Annotated in this window: 12 protein-coding genes; 5 read left to right on the top strand and 7 right to left on the bottom strand. The window is 61.1% G+C overall.

What is annotated here, in order from left to right; genetic code table 11:
- Window positions 1–44 precede the first annotated feature (44 nt).
- Genes HB676_RS05415 through HB676_RS05405 form a run of 3 tightly spaced genes read right to left on the bottom strand, consistent with a single transcriptional unit; the run spans window position 45 to window position 5,678 of the window.
- Window positions 45–3,380 (bottom strand): error-prone DNA polymerase, encoded by a 3,336-nt coding sequence (locus tag HB676_RS05415; protein WP_213737003.1) that lies wholly within the window; start codon window positions 3,378–3,380, stop codon window positions 45–47.
- Between the two features lie 14 nt (window positions 3,381–3,394).
- The gene (locus HB676_RS05410; RefSeq protein WP_213736673.1) at window positions 3,395–4,996 is read right to left on the bottom strand and encodes a DNA polymerase Y family protein; all 1,602 of its coding nucleotides are present in this window, start codon (window positions 4,994–4,996) and stop codon (window positions 3,395–3,397) included.
- On the bottom strand, window positions 4,887–5,678 hold the full coding sequence (locus tag HB676_RS05405; protein WP_213736672.1) for a DNA repair protein: 792 nt from the start codon (window positions 5,676–5,678) through the stop codon (window positions 4,887–4,889). Before HB676_RS05405 ends, HB676_RS05410 begins: the two co-directional genes overlap by 110 nt.
- Before the next feature lie 164 nt (window positions 5,679–5,842).
- Here HB676_RS05405 and HB676_RS05400 point away from each other — a divergent pair, with 164 nt between their 5' ends.
- The 3 genes from HB676_RS05400 to HB676_RS05390 all read left to right on the top strand — a co-directional run bounded on the left by HB676_RS05400 (window position 5,843) and on the right by HB676_RS05390 (window position 10,284).
- Window positions 5,843–7,084: a putative DNA modification/repair radical SAM protein gene (locus HB676_RS05400; protein ID WP_213736671.1), complete on the top strand. Its 1,242-nt coding sequence runs from the start codon at window positions 5,843–5,845 to the stop codon at window positions 7,082–7,084.
- A gap of 1 nt (window position 7,085) precedes the next feature.
- Entirely contained in the window at window positions 7,086–8,534 is a 1,449-nt protein-coding gene (locus HB676_RS05395; protein WP_213736670.1) for a UdgX family uracil-DNA binding protein, read from the top strand.
- A 127-nt stretch (window positions 8,535–8,661) separates the two neighbouring features.
- Window positions 8,662–10,284: an inorganic phosphate transporter gene (locus HB676_RS05390; RefSeq protein WP_213736669.1), complete on the top strand. Its 1,623-nt coding sequence runs from the start codon at window positions 8,662–8,664 to the stop codon at window positions 10,282–10,284.
- 89 nt (window positions 10,285–10,373) lie between these two features.
- On the opposite strand, the gene HB676_RS05385 is transcribed toward HB676_RS05390, so the two are convergent.
- The gene (locus HB676_RS05385) at window positions 10,374–11,543 is read right to left on the bottom strand and encodes a M20 aminoacylase family protein (RefSeq protein WP_213736668.1); all 1,170 of its coding nucleotides are present in this window, start codon (window positions 11,541–11,543) and stop codon (window positions 10,374–10,376) included.
- Window positions 11,544–11,714: 171 nt separating this feature from the next.
- Here HB676_RS05385 and HB676_RS05380 point away from each other — a divergent pair, with 171 nt between their 5' ends.
- Window positions 11,715–13,331, top strand: coding sequence for a GMC family oxidoreductase N-terminal domain-containing protein (locus HB676_RS05380; RefSeq protein WP_213736667.1), 1,617 nt, complete (start codon window positions 11,715–11,717; stop codon window positions 13,329–13,331).
- Window positions 13,332–13,516: 185 nt separating this feature from the next.
- Here HB676_RS05380 and HB676_RS05375 read toward each other — a convergent pair whose 3' ends face one another.
- Window positions 13,517–14,248: an SDR family oxidoreductase gene (locus HB676_RS05375; protein WP_213736666.1), complete on the bottom strand. Its 732-nt coding sequence runs from the start codon at window positions 14,246–14,248 to the stop codon at window positions 13,517–13,519.
- 86 nt (window positions 14,249–14,334) lie between these two features.
- Window positions 14,335–15,726: an aspartate aminotransferase family protein gene (gene hpnO / locus HB676_RS05370; RefSeq protein WP_213736665.1), complete on the bottom strand. Its 1,392-nt coding sequence runs from the start codon at window positions 15,724–15,726 to the stop codon at window positions 14,335–14,337.
- A 100-nt stretch (window positions 15,727–15,826) separates the two neighbouring features.
- Here hpnO and HB676_RS05365 point away from each other — a divergent pair, with 100 nt between their 5' ends.
- Window positions 15,827–16,444 carry a DUF2147 domain-containing protein gene (locus tag HB676_RS05365; RefSeq protein WP_213736664.1) on the top strand — a complete coding sequence of 206 codons (618 nt, stop codon included), beginning with the start codon at window positions 15,827–15,829 and terminating at the stop codon, window positions 16,442–16,444.
- Here the strand turns inward: HB676_RS05365 and HB676_RS05360 are convergent.
- Window positions 16,394–19,000 carry an MMPL family transporter gene (locus HB676_RS05360; protein WP_213736663.1) on the bottom strand — a complete coding sequence of 869 codons (2,607 nt, stop codon included), beginning with the start codon at window positions 18,998–19,000 and terminating at the stop codon, window positions 16,394–16,396. The two genes, HB676_RS05365 and HB676_RS05360, sit on opposite strands and share 51 nt — an antisense overlap.
- Window positions 19,001–19,148: the final 148 nt, after the last annotated feature.

Raw genomic sequence — 19,148 nt, 5'->3', positions numbered from 1 at the left:
GGCGCGCATTCGCGCGACCCGTTGGCTCGCAATGACGAACCGCTCTAATGAAAATCCCGCGATGGCGGTAAGATACGTACATCGCGCGGATGGCGCGCTTTCGACGCGACAGGCTCCAGATGCTCGCGCGGATCGTCCCGCAGTGCCGCGCCATACGGCACCACATGCCGCCGAACCAGCGCGTCATTGGCCAGATTCACCAGATCAGGCGAACGGTCGACCAAGCGCTGCGCCACCAGATGCGTCACCCCTTCCGGGCTGCTTTGAATATAACCCTCGATCAGAATAAGCCGCGCGCCCATCACTTCCTTGCGGAAATCCGCCATTACCTGCGGCCACACCACGACATTGGCGATTCCGGTTTCGTCTTCCAGCGTCATGAAGACGACGCCGTTGGAACTGCCCGGGCGCTGCCGCACCAGCACCACCCCGGCACACCGCACACGTTTTTTATCATTGGCATGCGAGATCGTATTGCAAGCAACAACATTTTCGCTGGTAAACATCGGCCGCAGAAACTCCATCGGGTGGCCCTTCAACGATAGCCGGATCGTCTGATAATCGGCCACCACCTGTTCGGGCAGCGGCATCTGCGGTAACGGCTGCAGATGCTCATCCGGCTGCTCGCGCGCGGCAGCAATTTCAAACAGCGGCAACGGGATGTCATCGGGCAGCCGCCGCACCGCCCATAGCGCGGCACGGCGATCAAGCCCGATCGAGCGAAACGCATCGGCATCAGCCAGCAAAATCAGCGCGCGCTTGGGCAGCGCCGCGTCACGGGCGAAATCCTCCAGCGACGTGAAGGGACGCCGCGCCCGCGCGGCAACGATGCGTTCGGCCCAGTCTTCCGGTTTCGGCTTGCCGGCCTTTTGCCTCAAGAACTCCTCATCCGGATCGGCCCATTTGAAGCCATCGATCTGGCGAAAGCCGAGCCGCACGGCGTGGTACTTCCCGCCCTGTTCCTCCAACGTGTTCTGCGCATGACTGTAGGACACATCGATCTCGCGCACCTCGACGCCGTTCTTGCGGGCATCACCGACGATCTGCGCCGGTGCGTAAAAACCCATCGGCTGTGAGTTGAGCAACCCGCAGCAAAACGCATCGGGATGAAAATGCTTGAGCCACGATGAGACGTAGACCAATTGCGCGAAACTCGCCGCATGGCTTTCCGGAAAACCGTAACTGCCGAATCCCTTGATCTGGTTGAAACAGTTTTTTGCAAATTCGGGATCATAGCCACGCCGGATCATGTTGCCGACCATCTTGGCTTCGAATTTCCCGATGGTCCCAAGATTGCGGAACGTTGCCATCGCTCGGCGCAGCCCGTTGGCTTCTTCGGAAGTAAACTCTGCCGCTTCAATGGCGATTCGCATCGCCTGTTCCTGAAACAGCGGCACGCCGAGAGTTTTGTGCAGGACGTTGCGCAGTTCATCCTTATTGCCACCCTTGGGATAAGGATATTCGATATCTTCCGGACGCATCTTGCGTCTTTTCAGATAGGGATGCACCATATCGCCCTGGATCGGCCCGGGCCGCACAATGGCGACTTCAATAACGAGATCGTAAAATGTCTTTGGCTTCAGCCGCGGCAGCATGTTCATCTGGGCGCGGCTCTCGACCTGGAACACGCCGAGCGACTCGCCCTTCTGCAGCATCTGATAAACTTCGTCGTTGTCCTCCGATTTGATATCGGACAGCACGTAACGTTTGCCTTTGTGGTCCGCGATCAGATCGAAGCATTTGCGGATGCAGGTCAGCATGCCCAGCGCCAGCACGTCGACCTTCATCATGCTCAAGGCATCGACATCGTCCTTGTCCCATTCGATAAAGGTGCGATCGTCCATCGCGGCATTGCCGATCGGCACATAGGTATCGAGCCGGTCCTGCGTCAGCACATAACCGCCGACATGCGGCGACAGATGCCGCGGAAATTCGATCAATTCGTCCGCCAGCGCCACCGCACGATGGATCATGGGATTTTGCGGATCGAGGCCGGCCTGCCGGACCTTCATCTCGTCGAGGCCATCGCCCCAACTGCCCCATACCGTGTCGGCCAGCAAGGCGGTCACGTCTTCCGTCAGCCCGAGCGCCTTGCCGACATCGCGGATGGCGCTGCGCGGACGATAATGGATCACGGTCGCGATGATCGCGGCGCGGTGACGGCCATAGCGCCGATAGACATATTGCATTACTTCTTCGCGCCGCGAATGCTCAAAATCGACGTCGATATCGGGCGGCTCCAGCCGCTCCTTGGAAATAAAGCGCTCGAACAGCAGATCGACCTCGCCCGGATTGACGGACGTAATGCCGAGCACATAACACACGGCTGAGTTCGCCGCCGATCCCCTGCCCTGACAGAGAATATTCTGGCTGCGCGCATAATGGACGATGTCGTGCACCGTCAAAAAATAATGCGCGTATTTCAGTTCCGCGATGAGAGCGAGTTCTTTTTGCAACGTGGCCCGGAGCACATCGTCGATACCGCTTGGAAAATATGTATTCACCCCCGCCCAGGTCAAATCTTCCAGATGCTGCTGCGCCGTCTTGCCCGGCGGCACCGGCTCATCCGGATATTGGTATCTTAGTTGAGCGAGTGAAAACGTGATGCGGCCGGCAAAGCGCATGGTTTCCGCAATCGCTTCGGGCAGATCGCGAAACAATCGTGCCATCTCAGCCGCCGGCTTGAGGTGACGTTCTGCATTGGCTTCAAGGCGTTTGCCGACAGTATCGATATTTGCCTTCTCGCGAATGCAGGTGAGAACGTCCTGCAGGGGACGGCGCGTGGGATGGTGATACAGCACCTCGTTGGTTGCGAGTAGCGGCACGCGCGCCTTGGTGGCGACGTCATAGAGCCGCGCCAGACGCCGCTTGTCATCGCCGCGGTACAACAGACTAGCCGCGAGCCAGACGCCATCCGCGCCGCTGCGTCGCAGTTGATCCAGAATTTTAAGAGCCTTTGCCGCCTCGAAACGATGCGGCAGCGCCAGAACCAGAAGCTGCCCTTCTGAAAATGCCAGGAGATCTCCGAGCTTCAGATGACATTCGCCCTTCGCGGTATTTTCGCCTCGCTTGCCGTGGGTGAGCAACTGGCACAGACGGCCATAAGCGGCGCGGTCGCGCGGATAGACCAGGATATCCGGCGTACCATCCATGAAGACCAGGCGCGAACCGATCAGGAGTTTCGGCTTGCAGGTTACCTTGGGATTGTCGAGTTCGCTGTAAGCCCGCACCACGCCGGCCAGCGTGTTGTGATCGGCAATGCCGATGACGGGAAGACCAAGCTCGCTCGCCTGATGCACGTATTCCTGCGGATGCGAGCCGCCGCGCAGGAACGAAAAATTCGTCGTGATTCCGATTTCGGCATAGCCCGGTGTTGAAATGCTGCGGGAAACGTTCATGCGAATAGCCCATGCACGAACCAGTTGGGAGGAGCGGACGCACCCTCCCTGGTGACGAGTTCACCGTAAAGCCCGTCGCGATAGATCCAGAAGCGCAGCCCCGCTTCATCCTCGATCCGGAAATAATCGCGCGTCAGGGTCTGGCCGTCTTGTTTCCACCATTCCATCGCGACGCGTTCAGGGCCTTCCACCCGCACCACCGCATGTTCGGCGCGCCGCCATGTGAACTGATGTGGCGGCCCGTCAGGAACCGTCGCAAACGGCACCTTGATCGGCTCGGGCTTTTCAAACAACCGCAACGGCCGCAAGGGCGGCTCGCCCTCCACACGCGCCGGCCATGCGGCCCGCATCGCGACGGCGAGATGTTGCTGTGCCGGCGCCGCCAGCACCGCGCGCTCCGGAATATGGGTGTGCTGCGGCAGATGCACGACCACGCGCCGCCCGCCGATGCGCGCGGCGATGCGATCGATCAGGGCCGCCAGTTCATCATTGTCGTGCACATTGGCGTCGAGATCGCGCTGCTGCTGCACGACGATTTCGGTACGGCTTGCCGCAAGCCGGATCAAATCGAAGCCGAAGCCGGGATCGAGCGGATCGTTCAGGGCATCGAGCCGTTCGCGAAACAGACGATCCATCACATCCGGTTTGGTGACGGGCTGGCCGGTGTCCACCATGATGGTGCGGACCGCGCCGTCGGTACGGAAGAAGCTCGCCTCCAGCCGCCGTGCGCCTTTGCCTTGGCTATCCATCGCCGTGACCAGGGTTTGCGCCAGCCGGGATAATGTCGATGCGATCACGCCTTCGGTCGCGACCGGTTCGGGAAACCGCTTCTCGACGATATAATCCGGCAATGGCTTGCGCGGGCTGATCGGCGCATCGCCCTGCCCCAGCGCCTGTTCCAGCAGGACCGTGAAATCAGCGCCGAACCTGGCCGTGATTTCGTGGCGCGCGCGCGAAGCGACATCGCCGATGGTTTTCAACCCGGCGCGGCGCAAACCGCGGGTGATGGCATCCTCGGCGCCGAGCGTGAACACCGGCAGCGGCCTGACCGCCTCGGTCTCTTCGCCATCCGCGATGATTTGCCCGGTGGCATAGCGCGTCATCGTGCGGGCGCAGACCGATGTACTTGCGATCCCGGCGCTGACCGCAAAACCCTGCCGCGTCAGCGCATCGCAGATGATCCGCATCAATGCTGCTTCGCCGTCGAACAGATGGGCGCAGCCGGTGATGTCGAGAAACAGGCCATGCGGGGAATCGAGTGCCACCAGGGGCGTGAAACGATCGCACCAGTCGGCAATGATATTCAGCGCCCGCGCATCGGCCACTTCATCGGCATCGAAGACTTGCAAGTGCGGACAGATGGCACGGGCATTGGCGAGCGGCAGGCCGATCTCAAGACCGAGATCTGCTGCGGCATTATCCAGCGCGGAAATCTGCAGCGCGTTGTTTTGCCTGGCGACGACGATGCAGGGGGAATTATCGCAATTATCAGCCGGCCCGGCGCTCTCGAACACGATCTGGCGTTTGATGCGATCGGTGGGCAGGCGCGGCAGCCACAGGCTGAGGATACGCCGCCGGTTTCTCGAAAAGGCACTCATCACATTTCCATTCCATGATCCACCGGCCGACAGGGCCATGACGATTACGAACCAGTTGCGCGTCAAACACCGGCGCGCCCCACGCGGTCCCAGTTGCAGGCGGCGAATGCGCCGCGCGCACGATCCATCTTGTTTCCGCCGTTGAGGGCGATGGCTGCGCCGCGACCCGCAGCAATAATCCCGTGACGCCCGAGGCCTGCGCGGCCAGTGTCAATTTCCGGCTGGCGACAAGATCGAACTGGCGCGCTTCGCCCCAGACTTCCAGCACGACACCACCCAGCGCATCGCAGGCGAGCGCATCGGCAGCCGTCCGCAACGCGGTATCGACATCGGCCGCGCGCACGACCACGAGCAGACGGGGATCGAGACCGAGTTCGGCCAATCCGCTCATCGACAGCGCACCCGATTCAATCTCGGTGAAATCCTGCCTTACCCACACCAGCGGCCGGCGCGCAATCGCCCGTCCCGCAAGACCCGCGATGAACCCCGTCGCCGCGGCGCTCTGGCGTCCCTCGGCGAACACCTCATGCACCGCCCCGAGCGCAAGGCCGCCCTGCAGCGTCGCATCGGCATCCACATGCCCAAGCGCCACCCGGCCCGGCATATAGGCGTCGCCAGGCGTCTCGATGCGTTCGATGCTGCCACGCAAAGTCGCAAGCGTGCTCGTGCGTGCGCCGGTCATTGCGCCCGTTCCTTTAAATTCTGGATCGCCACTGGTTCAGAGAGAGAGAACCAGAAGCTGGCTCAAATGTTCATGATATGTTCTAATATAAAGCTAACAGACCCTGCAGAGTCAATCGGGATTGGTGTGCAGGAGATTCACGAACGGAATCAAAGGGATCAATCATGGACGTGCAACGGAAGCTGGAAATCCTGGCGGATGCGGCCAAATATGACGCGTCCTGCGCCTCCAGCGGCACCGAGAAACGGGACTCCCGCGACGGCAAGGGCATCGGCTCGACCGACCCCGGCATGGGTATCTGCCATTCCTATGCGCCGGACGGACGATGCATCTCGCTGCTGAAGGTCCTTTTGACCAATGCCTGCAATTACGACTGCCTTTATTGCGTCAACCGCGCCACCAGCAACGTGCCACGCGCACGCTTCACGATCGATGAAGTGGTGAAGCTGACCCTCGACTTCTACCGCCGCAATTATATCGAGGGATTGTTTCTCTCCTCCGGCATCATCCGCAGCGCCGATTACACCATGGAGCAAGTGGTGAGCGTCGCGCGGAAATTACGCGAGCAACATCACTTCCGCGGCTACATCCATCTCAAGACCATTCCGGAAGCCGACGACGCGCTGATCGCGGAAGCCGGCAAATATGCCGACCGCCTCAGCATCAATATCGAAGTGCCGGAAGAAACCAGCCTTGCGAAGCTGGCGCCGGAGAAGAACGTGCGCGCGATCCGCCGCACCATGGGCCGGCTGCGCCTGAAGCTCGATGAGGCGCAGGAAGGCCGCAAGGTCACGCCGAAGGGCAATACCGCGCCACGGTTCGCACCGGCCGGCCAGAGCACGCAGATGATCATCGGCGCGGATACTGCCAACGACCAGACCATCCTCAACACCAGCGCCAACCTCTATGGCTCCTACAGGCTCAAGCGCGTCTATTACTCTGCGTTCAGCCCGATCCCCGATGCCAGCCGCTCGCTGCCGCTGGCCGCGCCGCCTCTGGTGCGCGAGCACCGGCTCTACCAAGCCGACTGGCTGATGCGATTTTACGGTTTCGATGTCGGCGAAATCGTCGAACAGACCGAAGGCATGCTGTCGCTCGATATCGATCCCAAGCTGGCCTGGGCGTTGCGTCACCGCGACCGCTTTCCCATCGATATCAACCGCGCCAGCCGCGAGGATTTGCTGCGTGTGCCCGGCTTCGGCACCAAAGCCGTCGAGCGCATCATTGCGACCAGGCGCTTCACGTCGGTGCGATCCGCCGATCTCGCCCGGCTGCACATTCCCCGCAACAAGGCGCTGCCGTTCATCGTGCTCAGCGATCATCGCCCTGCACCGCATCTGCTGGATGCCGCCGGACTCATCGAGCGGTTCAAGCCGAAACCGGCACAATTGGGGTTCGGGTTTTGAAATGAGCCATCATTACCCGACGCTGGAAAGCGAAACCGATTTCGACGGCTGGCGTCAATCCGCCCGTGCGTTGATCCTCAACAACATCTCACCATCCGACGTGACATGGCGCGTGCAAGGCAACTCGCCGGAATTGTTCGAACCATCGGCCATCGCGCCACCATCAAACCCACACGGCATTTTCACGGTCCCGGCCAAATTCGTCGAACTGGCGCAGTCGACTATTCTCAATCGCGACCCCGAGCGGTTTGCGCTGCTCTATCGTTTGCTGTGGCGGCTTCGCGGCAATCCCGACCTGCTGATGGTCGCGACCGATCCCGATGTTGCGCGTATCGCAGCCATGGCCAAGGCCGTACGCCGCGACGAGCACAAGATGCACGCATTCGTTCGCTTCCGCGAAATCGGCCAGAGAGAAACCTCGCGCTTCATCGCCTGGTTCGAGCCGGAGCATCATATCGTCGAACTTGCCGCACCGTTCTTCGCCAAGCGTTTCGCCGACATGGCGTGGTCGATCCTGACGCCGGATGCCTGCGCGCATTGGGACGGCGATGCCGTCGCGATCACGGCCGGCGTCAGCAAGGCCGAGGCGCCATCGGAAGACCGGCTCGAACAAACCTGGCGCAGCTACTACGCCAGCATCTTCAACCCGGCACGGCTGAAGGTGAAAGCGATGCAAACCGAAATGCCGAAGAAATATTGGCGGAACCTGCCGGAGGCCTCATTGATTAAGCCTCTGATCGCTGGCGCAGAGCGCGCGGCGAGCGCCATGATCGCCAACGCGGCAACGGCACCGCACAAATCGCAAAAACGGCAGACTCCCATCACGAAACCAAAACATTCAGCATCCGCCGACACAATCCAGGCGCTGCGCGAGGAGGCCGCCGATTGCCGCGCCTGTCCGCTCTGGAAAGACGCAACCCAAATTGTGTTCGGCGAAGGCCCGCAGCACGCGCGGGTGATGCTGGTCGGCGAACAGCCGGGCGACAAGGAGGACTTGGCCGGCAAACCTTTTGTCGGGCCCGCCGGGCAAATGCTCGACCGTGCGCTGGAAGAAGCAGGGATCGACCGCTCGAAGCTCTATGTCACCGGCGCGGTGAAGCATTTCAAGTTTCTGGCCCGCGGAAAATTCCGGCTGCATCAAAGACCCAACACGTCTGAAATCAGGGCATGTCGGCAATGGTACGAACGCGAACTGAGGTCGATCAAACCGGAGCTCGTGGTGGCGATGGGCGCGACAGCCGCACAGAGCGTGCTCGGTAAAATTACCCCCGTGAACAAAACCCGGGGACGCCTGATCGATCTCGAAGACGGAATCAGGGCTTTGGTGACCGTGCATCCGTCCTATTTGTTGCGGCTACCCGATGCGGACGCCCGGGCGGAGCAATACCAGCACTTCGTCGAGGATTTAAAAATTGTGGCTAACTTGTTGCGTGCGAGCAACGCAGCCTGAACTTTCTTTCAAAACAATACCTTACCCGAGGAACACCATCCCCAGGCGCGGGCTTGATCCGCGTCATTTCACCGTACTGTCACATAACCTAACTAAAATTAACGCCTTGGAGCAGGGGAGAATTAAGATGAGCGACATTGCGTTACCCGGATCAATCGAGCCCGCACGGAGTAAGGGGCCGGATCTGGACGGCGGTATGCATCCGCTGACCGGGATTATTTATTTGGGGGTGGTCGCGGCCGCGCTCTTGTTTGTTGCCTACAGCATATATGACGACGTTGATGCGACCGGAACCCGGATCACATCCTTCGCACCCTACATTTTGCTCTTTGTCGCTTTGCTGATTGCGCTCGGCTTCGAGTTCGTCAACGGCTTCCACGACACCGCCAATGCGGTTGCCACCGTGATCTACACCCGTTCGCTGCCGGCCAATATCGCCGTGGTGTGGTCGGGCATGTTCAATCTGTTCGGCGTTCTGATGTCGACCGGTGCGGTCGCCTTCGGCGTCGTCTCGCTGTTGCCGGTCGAACTGATCCTGCAGGTCGGCAGTGGCGCCGGCTTCGCGATGGTGTTCGCGCTGTTGATCTCGGCGATCATGTGGAACGTCGGCACCTGGTACTTCGGTTTGCCGGCCTCTAGTTCTCACACTCTGATCGGATCGATCATGGGTGTCGGCATCGCCAACGCGTTGCTGCGCGGCCGTGACGGCACCTCCGGCGTCGACTGGTCGCAGGCCGCCAATATCGGCAAGGCGCTGCTGCTGTCGCCACTGTTTGGCTTTGCACTCGCCGCCTTGCTGCTGTTCGTCCTCAAGACGGTCATGCAGCGGGCAACCCCGGCGCTGTTCGCCGAGCCCAAGGGTGACCAGCCGCCGCCGGTGTGGATCCGCGGCATCCTGATCCTGACCTGCACGCTGGTCAGCTTCTTCCACGGCTCCAACGACGGTCAGAAGGGCATGGGCCTGATCATGCTGATCCTGATCGGCACCGTTCCGACCGCCTATGCGCTCAACCGGGCGCTGCCCGAGAGCCAGATCGCGCAGTTCGTCACCAATTCGACGGCCGCGAGCAGCATCATGGAAAAGAAGGGCGCCGGCCACGCTGTCCCCGCCAATGCGAAGGCCACCGTAACCGACTACGTCGCACAGCGTCAGCTCAACGACGGCACCTATCCGGCGCTGGCGTCGATGATCAGCGACATCAGCAAGCAGGTGAAGCAGTACGGATCGCTGGCCAAGTTCCCGGCCGATTCCGTCGGCAACACCCGCAACGACATGTATCTGGCGTCCGAGGCGATCCGCTTCCTGATGAAGAACAACGCCAGCGATTTCAAGGATGACGAAGTCGCCACGCTCAACGGCTACAAGAGCTCGCTCGACGGTGCGACCAAGTTCATTCCGAGCTGGGTCAAGATCGCGGTAGCGATCGCGCTTGGCTTGGGTACCATGATCGGCTGGAAGCGGATCGTGGTGACGGTCGGCGAAAAGATCGGCAAGACCCATCTGACCTATGCGCAGGGTGCCTGCGCCGAGATCACCGCGGCCGCGACCATCGCGGCGGCGGACGGATACGGTCTGCCGGTTTCGACCACCCACGTGCTGTCCTCCGGCATCGCCGGCACCATGGCCGCCAGCGGCTCCGGCCTGCAATGGTCGACCATCCGCAACATCGCGCTGGCCTGGATCCTGACCCTGCCGGCCGCGATGATCATCTCGGGTACGCTTTACTTCGTGTTCTCGCGCTTCCTGTAAACGGCGCTCACGAACTCTTTAAAGCCAAAGGCCCGCGCCATCAGCGCGGGCCTTTTCGTATGTACCTGTCGCCACGCCGGTGAGAGCGATCACGCCGCCAGCATGTTCTCGACCAGCTTCACCCAATACGACGTCCCGAACACAATCGCTTCATCGTTGAAATTATAGGCGGGGTGATGCAGCCCGGCGCTGTCGCCATTGCCGCAGAAGATGAACGCGCCCGGCCGCTGCTCCAGCATAAAGGCGAAATCCTCCGCACCCATCATCGGCGGCATCTCGCCAACGTTGGCGTCCCCGGCGATTTCCTTGGCCACCTCGATGGCGAAATCGGTCTGCGAAGCATGATTGACCAGCACGGGATAACCGCGCTCATAGTTCAGATCGATTTTGGTGCCCGTCGCCTGCGCCACGCCAGCGACGACCTCATGCACCCGCTTCTCAACCAGCTTCCGCATCTCCGCCGTCAGGGTACGGACGGTGCCGTGCAGTTCCGCGGTTTGCGGGATCACATTGCGCGCATTGCCGGCGTGGAACTCGCAGATCGAAACCACCGCCGCTTCCAGCGGATCGACGTTGCGCGAGACGATCGACTGCAGGGCCGTGATCAATTGCGCACCGGCCAGAACGGTATCGATGCAGAGATGCGGGCGCGCCGCATGTCCGCCGAGGCCCTCGATCCGGATGTCGACGGCATCCGTGGAGGCCATCAGCGGACCGGTCCGGAGCGCAAACGACCCGATCGGCAATCCCGGATTATTATGCATGCCGTAGACCTGATCGATCGGGAAACGGTCCATCAGGCCATCCCTGATCATCGCAGCGGCACCGGCGCCACCCTCCTCCGCCGGTTGAAAGATCACAACCGCATCGCCGGCAAAGTTCCTGGTCTCGGCGAGATACCGCGCCGCGCCGAGCAACATCGCAGTGTGTCCGTCGTGGCCGCATGCATGCATCTTGCCCGGTGTCTTGGAGGCGTAAGGAAGCCTGGTCGCCTCCTCAATCGGCAGCGCGTCCATATCGGCGCGAAGTCCGATCCCCCTGAGATCACCCTTGCCGGGCTTGCGGCCCTTGATGACACCGACGACGCCGGTGCGGCCGAGGCCCGTGACCACGTCGTCACAGCCAAATTCCCGAAGCCGGTCCGCCACGAATGCCGCAGTGCGGTGAACGTCGTACAGCAACTCCGGATGTTCATGGATATCCCGGCGCCAGGCCTGAATATCGGGTTGCAGATCGGCGACGCGATTGACGATGGGCATGGCAAAACTCGGGTCAGACAACGATTGGGTCCTGTCTAGCATGTCCCCCCGCGCCACCCAACACTTCGCAGCGCTGTACAGCAGCCGACAGCGACGGTATGGCCTTAACGATCCACGGCTCGCACGCGCCGGGGTTCGTTTGAGTGTTATGGCGGCACACGGTGATGACTTATGCAGCGGCTTGAAGGTGATTTTGACTATATCGTCGTAGGCGCGGGCACCGCGGGCTGCATCATGGCCAACCGGCTGTCGGCCGATCCCAAAAACCGTGTCCTGATCCTGGAAGCCGGCGGCAACGACAACTGGATCTGGTTTCACATCCCGGTCGGCTATCTCTTCGCAATCGGCAATCCGCGCTCGGACTGGATGTTCAAGACGGAGCCCGAAGCCGGCCTCAACGGCCGCGCGCTGGCCTATCCCCGCGGCAAGGTGATCGGCGGCTCCTCGGCCATCAACGCCATGATCTCGATGCGCGGCCAGGCCGCCGATTACGATCACTGGCGCCAGCTTGGCCTGACCGGCTGGGGTTATGATGACGTACTGCCGGCGTTCCGTCGGCTGGAAGATCATTTTCTCGGCGAGAGCGAACATCACGGCGCCGGCGGCGGCTGGCGGATCGAAGCGCCGCGGCTGTCCTGGGCCATTCTCGATGCGATCGGCGATGCCGCTCAACAGATGGGAATCCGTAAAATTCCGGATTTCAACACCGGCGACAATGAAGGCGTCGGCTATTTCCACGTCAACCAGAAACGCGGACGGCGCTGGTCGTCGGCGCGCGGCTTCCTCAAGCCGGTACTCAATCGCGCCAATCTGCGGCTGGAAAAAAACGTGCTGGTCGATCGCCTGATCGTCGAGAATGGCCGTGCCGTCGGCGTGCGCTTTATCCGCGGCGGCGAAGTCATCGAAGCCCGCACCAAAGGCGAAGTGATCCTGTGCGCGGGATCGATCGGATCGGCGCAGGTGCTGCATCGCTCCGGCATCGGGCCTGCGGATTGGCTGACGCCGCTGGGTATCGCGAGCGTGCTCGACCGCCAGGGCGTCGGCCGCAATTTGCAGGACCATCTGCAGCAGCGCGCGATCTACAAGGTCGATGGCGTTCGCACGCTCAACGAGACGTATTATTCTCTGATCGGGCGCGGCCTGATGGGCCTCGATTATGCCTTGCGCCGGCGCGGCCCGCTGACCATGGCGCCGTCACAGCTCGGCATTTTTACGCGGTCGGATCCGCGTCGTGAGCGCGCCAACATCCAGTTCCATGTGCAGCCGCTGTCGCTCGATAAATTCGGCGATCCCCTGCATCGTTTTCCGGCCGTCACGGTAAGCGCTTGCAATCTGCAGCCGACCTCGCGCGGCACCGTCCGCATCCGCTCGGCGCAGCCGGATCAGGCGCCGTCGATTGCGCCGAATTATCTGACCACCGACGACGACCGCCAGGTCGCCGCCGACGCCATCCGCACCACGCGGCGCCTGATGAAGCAGCCGGTGCTGACACCCTATCATCCCCAGGAATTCCTGCCTGGACCCTCCGTCGGCGACGATGACGCAGCGCTCGCGAAAGCCGCCGGCGATATCGGCACCACGATCTTTCATCCCGTCGGCACCGCAAAAATGGGAACGGCCAGCGATCCCCTGGCCGTCGTCGACGAACGCCTGCGCTTTCGCGGCCTGGCAGGGCTTCGCGTTGCCGATGCGTCTGTCATGCCGACGATCACTTCGGGGAATACCAATACACCGACCGCGATGATCGCCGAAAAGGGCGCGGCGATGATCCTGGAGGATCGCAGATAGCCGTTGGTGCGCCGTCATTGCGAGCCAACGGGTCGCGCGAATGCGCGCCCGATGACAAGCTCCGCGAAGCAATCCATCTTGCAGCGCAAAGAAAAGAGTGGATTGCTTCGTCGCTTCGCTTCTCGCAATGACGCCGGAAAAATTGCGCGATCTCGACGTGGATCGCACTGCGTCTCACGCCAACGTCATGCCCAACCGCCCGCAATCGGAATCACGTGGCCGGTGACGAACCCGCAATCGCCGGTCGCGAGGAACTCGACCAGCGCGCCGACTTCGTCGGGCTTGCCGAGGCGGCCGAGCGGGATGTTGCGCTCGATCTTGGCGCGCGACTCTGCATTGGCCAGAAGCTCCGGCGGAAAGTAACTCGGATTTTCCACGTAGTTCGGCGCCACCGCATTGACGAGAATATTGTGGGGCGCAAGTTCACGCGCCAGCGTCAACGTCAGCGCGTTGGCGCCGCCCCGCGCGGCCGCGTACATCGAATAATTCGACAGGCCGCGCAATGGTGCCGCCGACGTCACCAGAATGATGCGTCCGCCGCCCTGACGTTTCATCGGCTTGATCGCGGCCCTGGCCAATTCAAACGGCCGCACCATCATCGCCTCCAACCCGGAGCGGAAGTCCTCGGTCGTCGCCTCTTCAAGTGGCGCGCGGATCGCGGGCGCTTCGTCATTGCTGACGACCGCATCGATCCGGCCATGCGCGTCGAGCGCGGCGGCAATTATTTCGCCCGGCCCGATCGCGTCGCAGGTGATGATACCAGGGCGATCCGCGATGAAGGATTGGCGGATCGACGGATCCGAAAACGCAACATCCTGCGCCACGATACGCGCACCATTACGCGACATCCGCGCCACCGAAGCCGGGCCGACATAGTGCAACGCGTTGGTGATGAGAACCACCGGGGCATCGTTCATGCGCATGATCCTGCCCGCGGCGGCGCGTGCGTAAAGTCAACTTGTCGAGAACCGCACGCGAGAACAGCGGCCGCGCGCATCCCGCTCTAAGCGGATTTGCGCACGGCGTTATCGACCAGCGTCTTGCCCAGCGACCAGATCGCGCCGGGCACTTTGTGGCTGGAGGCGATAACGGAATCGAACGCCGTCTCGATCCACTTGCTGTCTTCTTCGGTGATGGTCAGCGGCGGCAGCAGCTTGACGGTATGGCTGCCGTGGCCGGAGACTTGCGTAAGGATCTTGTGATCCTTGAACAGCGGCACCGTGATGAGCTGGCAGAACAGACCCTTGCTCGCGGTTTCCAGAACGTTCCACGAGGCTTTCAAGCGTAGCGACTTCGGCGGACCAAACTCGACGCCGATCATCAGCCCCTTGCCGCGAACTTCTTTCAGAAGTTCATAGCCCGGAACCATTCGGGTCAGCGCCAGCCGCAATTCCGCGCCGCGCTTGGCGGCAGCGTCGATCAGCTTTTCGGACTCGATCACCTCAAGCGTCGCGATGCCGGCGGCCATCGCCAGATCGTTCTTGGCGAAGGTCGATCCGTGAACGACGGCACGATCCATTTGATTGAAGATCTTGTCGAAGACGCTCTTGCGGGTGAGCACCGCGCCAACCGGAACGTGGCCGCCCGACAGCGCCTTGGCGAGCAGCACCATGTCGGGTTCGACATTCCAGTGCTCAACCGCCAGGAATCGTCCGGTGCGCCCGATTCCGGTCTGAATTTCATCGGCGACGAACAACGTCCCGTATTTGCGGCACAGCGCGGCCGCGCCGGGCAGGAACTCGTCGCTGGGCATATTGACGCCCTTGCCCTGGATCGGCTCGACGATAAAAGCGGCAACCTGGCGCGACGACAATGCCTGCTCCAAGGCTGCGAGATCGTTGAACGGGATCGATGTGCATCCCGGCAGCAGCGGCTCGAAACCGGCGCGGAAATTGGGATCATCGGTCAGCGACAGCCCGCCATAGGACAGACCGTGGAACGCGTGTGCGCAGTACACGATACCGGGACGGCCGGTCGCGCCACGGGCAAATTTAATCGCAGCTTCGACACATTCTGCGCCTGAATTGGCGAAAAATACCTTGTCCAGATACGGCACATATTTAAGCAGGCGTTCGGCCAGCACACCGGCCAGCGTCGAGACGTCGAGTTGCACAAGATTGGGCAGGTCGCTATCGAGGACGCTCTTCAAGGCTTGGCGCAGCGCCGGATGATTCCGTCCAATCGCAAAAACGCCAAAACCGCTCAAAAGGTCGAGATATTTGGCGCCGTCCCGATCGAACAAATACTGACCTTGGCCTTTTTGAAAGCCGACATCATAGCCGATTGTCTTTAGAACCCGGACCAGCTGCTCGTTCAGATGGCGTGCATGCATGGAACTGCGCTGCGACTGCCGGTCCACAAACATCTCGGAAACGTCTAGATTTGAATATAGCATTATCTACTTACTTCGATTGAAGGTCATTTCGTCAACTGAAAACGCTCAATGCGGCGTTTTGCCCCCCGTTCGGATCATCTACTTAAGCACAGGTTGAACCATGTTGCACTGCCCGCGAAACATCACGACCAGATTAGTATATTCAGGATTATTTTTAGCGACAGGTCTTGCGCCCGCTTTGGCGGCGGATCCAACCGGCGACTGGAAGGTCGCGGACGGCGTCGCCAACATCCGAGTCGCCGAATGCAACGGAGACATGTGGGGCGTCGTGGCCTGGGAAAAAACGCCCGGCGGGCGTGACACCAACAATCCCGATGCCTCAAAACGCAGCAGGCCGACGCTGGGCATGCCGATCCTGATCGACATGAAGAAAAAGCCAGGGGCCGATCAATGGGAAGGCCAAGTTTATAACGCCAAGGACGGCCAATCCTACAGTTCGACCATCAAGCCCGTCGGGTCCGACCAGCTTGAAATCCAAGGCTGCGTGCTGGGCTTTCTCTGCGGCGGCGAAACCTGGACCCGCGTCGCAGGGCCTATTCCCTCCAGCACGGCCAACAGTATGGCCAAGGGGACGACACCGGGAGCGCTACCCAAGGCCGCCGCACCGAAGACCACGGGCTCGGTCACTTCGGGCGCAAAGACAGCGGGCCAAAAGCAGGCCGCTGATTCAGTGGGAGATATCTGTCTCCTCCCTGACATCGCGCGGTTTGCCCATTAGCGCGGGCTGAAACAACAACACAGCCGCCAGCGTCGTCACCAGCGAGAGCGCGAGCAGTTTGCCCATGCTCGCCGTTCCCGGATGATTCGATAGCCACAGGCTGCCGAACGCCGTGGCTGTGGTCAGCGCGCTGAAAAATATCGCTCGCGTCAGGCTCGACTGCAGCAAGTTTGTTCTGCCGGCGCGCCACGCCGTGACATAATAAATCTTGAAGGCGACGCCGACGCCAAGCAGCAATGGCAGCGCGACGATGTTGGCGAAGTTGAGCGGCAAACCGATCAGCACGCAGATCTCCATCGTTACCGCGCCCGCCACCAATAGCGGGACCAGCGTCAGCAGCACGTCGGTGACGCGCCGCAAGGTCAGCCAGAGCAGGAAGCTGATCACGATCAGCGCCGTCAGGCCGGCATGGATGAATGCCTTGACGACGGTGTCACCGGATTTGAGGATCGATACCGGTCCGCCAATCGCGTTCGGTTCGGCATCCAGCACGGCACCTGCAAACTTGCGCAGCGTGTCATTGTCGTTCGGATCGCCGCGCGGCTGCGCCTCGACGCGCATCAGGCCATCCTTGGCTTTCCAGCTATTCACGATATCCGGCGGCAGCGTCTTCAGGCTGACCGGCTGTGCCTGCAGTGAGTTCTTGAGCTGATCGAGAACGATCTTCAGCGGCGTGACGAAGATGGCCTGGACCTTGTCGCGCGTGGCCTGATTGGAAGCCGCGAGCTTCGACAGATCGTCGGCGAGCCGCCGCGACGTCACAGCCCCCGGTCCTTTTAAATCGCCGGCGGTCCTGCGCAGGGCTTCCGCTGATCCCTTCAGGGCCTCGACATTTTCCTCGTCGGACGGTGCAGCATCGACGGATTCCGGATTGAGCGCCGGGTTGAGAATTTTGGCGCCCTGGGCGATCAGCTTGAGCTTTTCCGGCTGGTCTTCGGGCACAAAACTATCCAGCGACAGCACCCGGAGAACCTCCGGGACCTGCGTTAGCCGGGCTTCGATCTTCTTCGCCTCGGCTTCCGAATTCGTCATCACGTTGATGGCATTGGCGCCGGTGTTGGGATCCTTCCGCAGATCGAGAAAGGTTGCGATCGATTCGACCTTCGGATTGCGCAAGTTGATCGGGTTGAAGTCAAACCTGAGCCAATAAAGCAGTGGCAGACCGGCAACCGCGACCAGGAGCGTGCCGACGATGATGGCGACGCGATGCTTTTCAAGGAAATGATCCACCGGCGCCATGAAGGCATAGCCAACGGGCTCTTTTTCCCCGGGCGGGTTAAGCAGGTTGAGCATCGCCGGCAGCACGGTGATGCTGGAGATAAAAGCCACCAGCATGCCGACGCCGGCAATCTTTCCGAGTTCCGACACACCTTTGTAGTCGGTCGGCAAGAACGAAAGGAATCCGGCCGCCGTCGCCATCGCCGCCAGTGAAAGCGGAATCGCGGAATATTCGGCAGCCTTCTCCAGCGCCAACTTCAAGTCGTTTTTCTTGAAACGCTCGGAGCGGTAGCGGACGCTGAACTGGATACCGAAATCCACGCCCAGTCCGACGAACAGCACGGCGAAGGCGATCGACAACAGGTTCAGCGAACCCACCATCATCAGGCCGACCGCGGTGGTGATGGAAAGGCCGATGAAGAGGTTGACGAATACCGCGGAGATGATCTTCACCGAATGCAGCGCCATCCAGAGGATGACAAGCACGACCAGCACGGTGCCGACGCCGTTGACGACCGCGCCGTCGGCCACGGTTGCGAATTCTTCATTGGCGATCGGAACCGGTCCGGTCAGCCTCACGCGTGAGCCATATTGACCGGCGAAATTGAGATCGACGGCGGCCTGCCTGATCGCGTCGGTTGCGTCTTTGCCGGGCTCCAGCGCATTGAAATCGAGGATCGGCTTGAACTCGATGAAGGCGCGCCGGTCGGAATCGGTCAAAGGCTTGTCGCTGACGAGTTCGCGCCAGGAGAATGTGGCGGATCCCTTGTTCAGCACATCCTCGATGGTTTGGGCGATCAGCGAGAACGGCCGCTCGGTGTTATCCAGCTTGACCTGGCCGCGCTTGACGCCGGCGAGGCCGGTTTCGAGCGCACCGGTCAATCCCCGGATGCTGGGGTCGCCGGCCATGATCTCGATCAGCGGCGCGGCGGAGGAAAATTGACCGGTCAGCTGGCCGACTTCGGCGGCAGGCAGGAACAGCAGGCCGTTTTTCTCAAAGAACTCCCCTGATCCCAGCGGCTGGACCGATTCGAAATGCTTGGTATCGCCGGACAGTTTCTTGGCGAGAGCATCGCTTGCGGCGTTGGTGAGTTCCGGCGTCGGCCCTTCCACAACAGCGAGAATTGTCCTGTCGCGATCGAACGCACTGTCGAACTGATTGTCACGCTTGCGCCAGTCCAGATCAGGCGAAATCAGCGTGTTGATGTCGGTGTTGATTTCAAAGTGTCGGGCAGTATAGAAGCCCGCTCCGACCGCAAGCACGAGGGCGATCAGGACAGTAATAGCGGAAAACCGTGTGCAGGCTTTGACAATCGATACAACAATACTTGTCAGCACATCTTCTCTTTCTAATGTTAACAGCCTGCCGGAAACGCTCGCTATCTATCGGAGTTTCGTGGGCCAATCTAATGTTGTTTTTGAGTATTTTGTCTTGGAGATCCTTGGGGATTCTTCGACAGTTTGTCTGGGGAGCACGACAAAAAGC

Source organism: Bradyrhizobium sp. dw_411 (assembly GCF_018449695.1).
GTDB lineage: Bacteria > Pseudomonadota > Alphaproteobacteria > Rhizobiales > Xanthobacteraceae > Bradyrhizobium.
The sequence above is the reverse complement of the archived record's forward strand: the minus strand, read 5'-3'. Positions and strand labels throughout refer to the sequence as shown.

Excerpts from the sequence above, each read along its gene's own strand:
- HB676_RS05395 (WP_213736670.1), top strand. The coding sequence starts at position 7,086 with ATGAGCCATCATTACCCGACGCTGGAAAGCGAAACCGATTTCGACGGC.
- HB676_RS05400 (WP_213736671.1), top strand. The coding sequence starts at position 5,843 with ATGGACGTGCAACGGAAGCTGGAAATCCTGGCGGATGCGGCCAAATAT.
- HB676_RS05410 (WP_213736673.1), bottom strand. The coding sequence starts at position 4,996 with ATGAGTGCCTTTTCGAGAAACCGGCGGCGTATCCTCAGCCTGTGGCTG.
- HB676_RS05380 (WP_213736667.1), top strand. The coding sequence starts at position 11,715 with ATGCAGCGGCTTGAAGGTGATTTTGACTATATCGTCGTAGGCGCGGGC.
- hpnO (WP_213736665.1), bottom strand. The coding sequence starts at position 15,726 with ATGCTATATTCAAATCTAGACGTTTCCGAGATGTTTGTGGACCGGCAG.
- HB676_RS05365 (WP_213736664.1), top strand. The coding sequence starts at position 15,827 with ATGTTGCACTGCCCGCGAAACATCACGACCAGATTAGTATATTCAGGA.
- HB676_RS05405 (WP_213736672.1), bottom strand. The coding sequence starts at position 5,678 with ATGACCGGCGCACGCACGAGCACGCTTGCGACTTTGCGTGGCAGCATC.
- HB676_RS05375 (WP_213736666.1), bottom strand. The coding sequence starts at position 14,248 with ATGAACGATGCCCCGGTGGTTCTCATCACCAACGCGTTGCACTATGTC.
- HB676_RS05390 (WP_213736669.1), top strand. The coding sequence starts at position 8,662 with ATGAGCGACATTGCGTTACCCGGATCAATCGAGCCCGCACGGAGTAAG.
- HB676_RS05385 (WP_213736668.1), bottom strand. The coding sequence starts at position 11,543 with ATGCCCATCGTCAATCGCGTCGCCGATCTGCAACCCGATATTCAGGCC.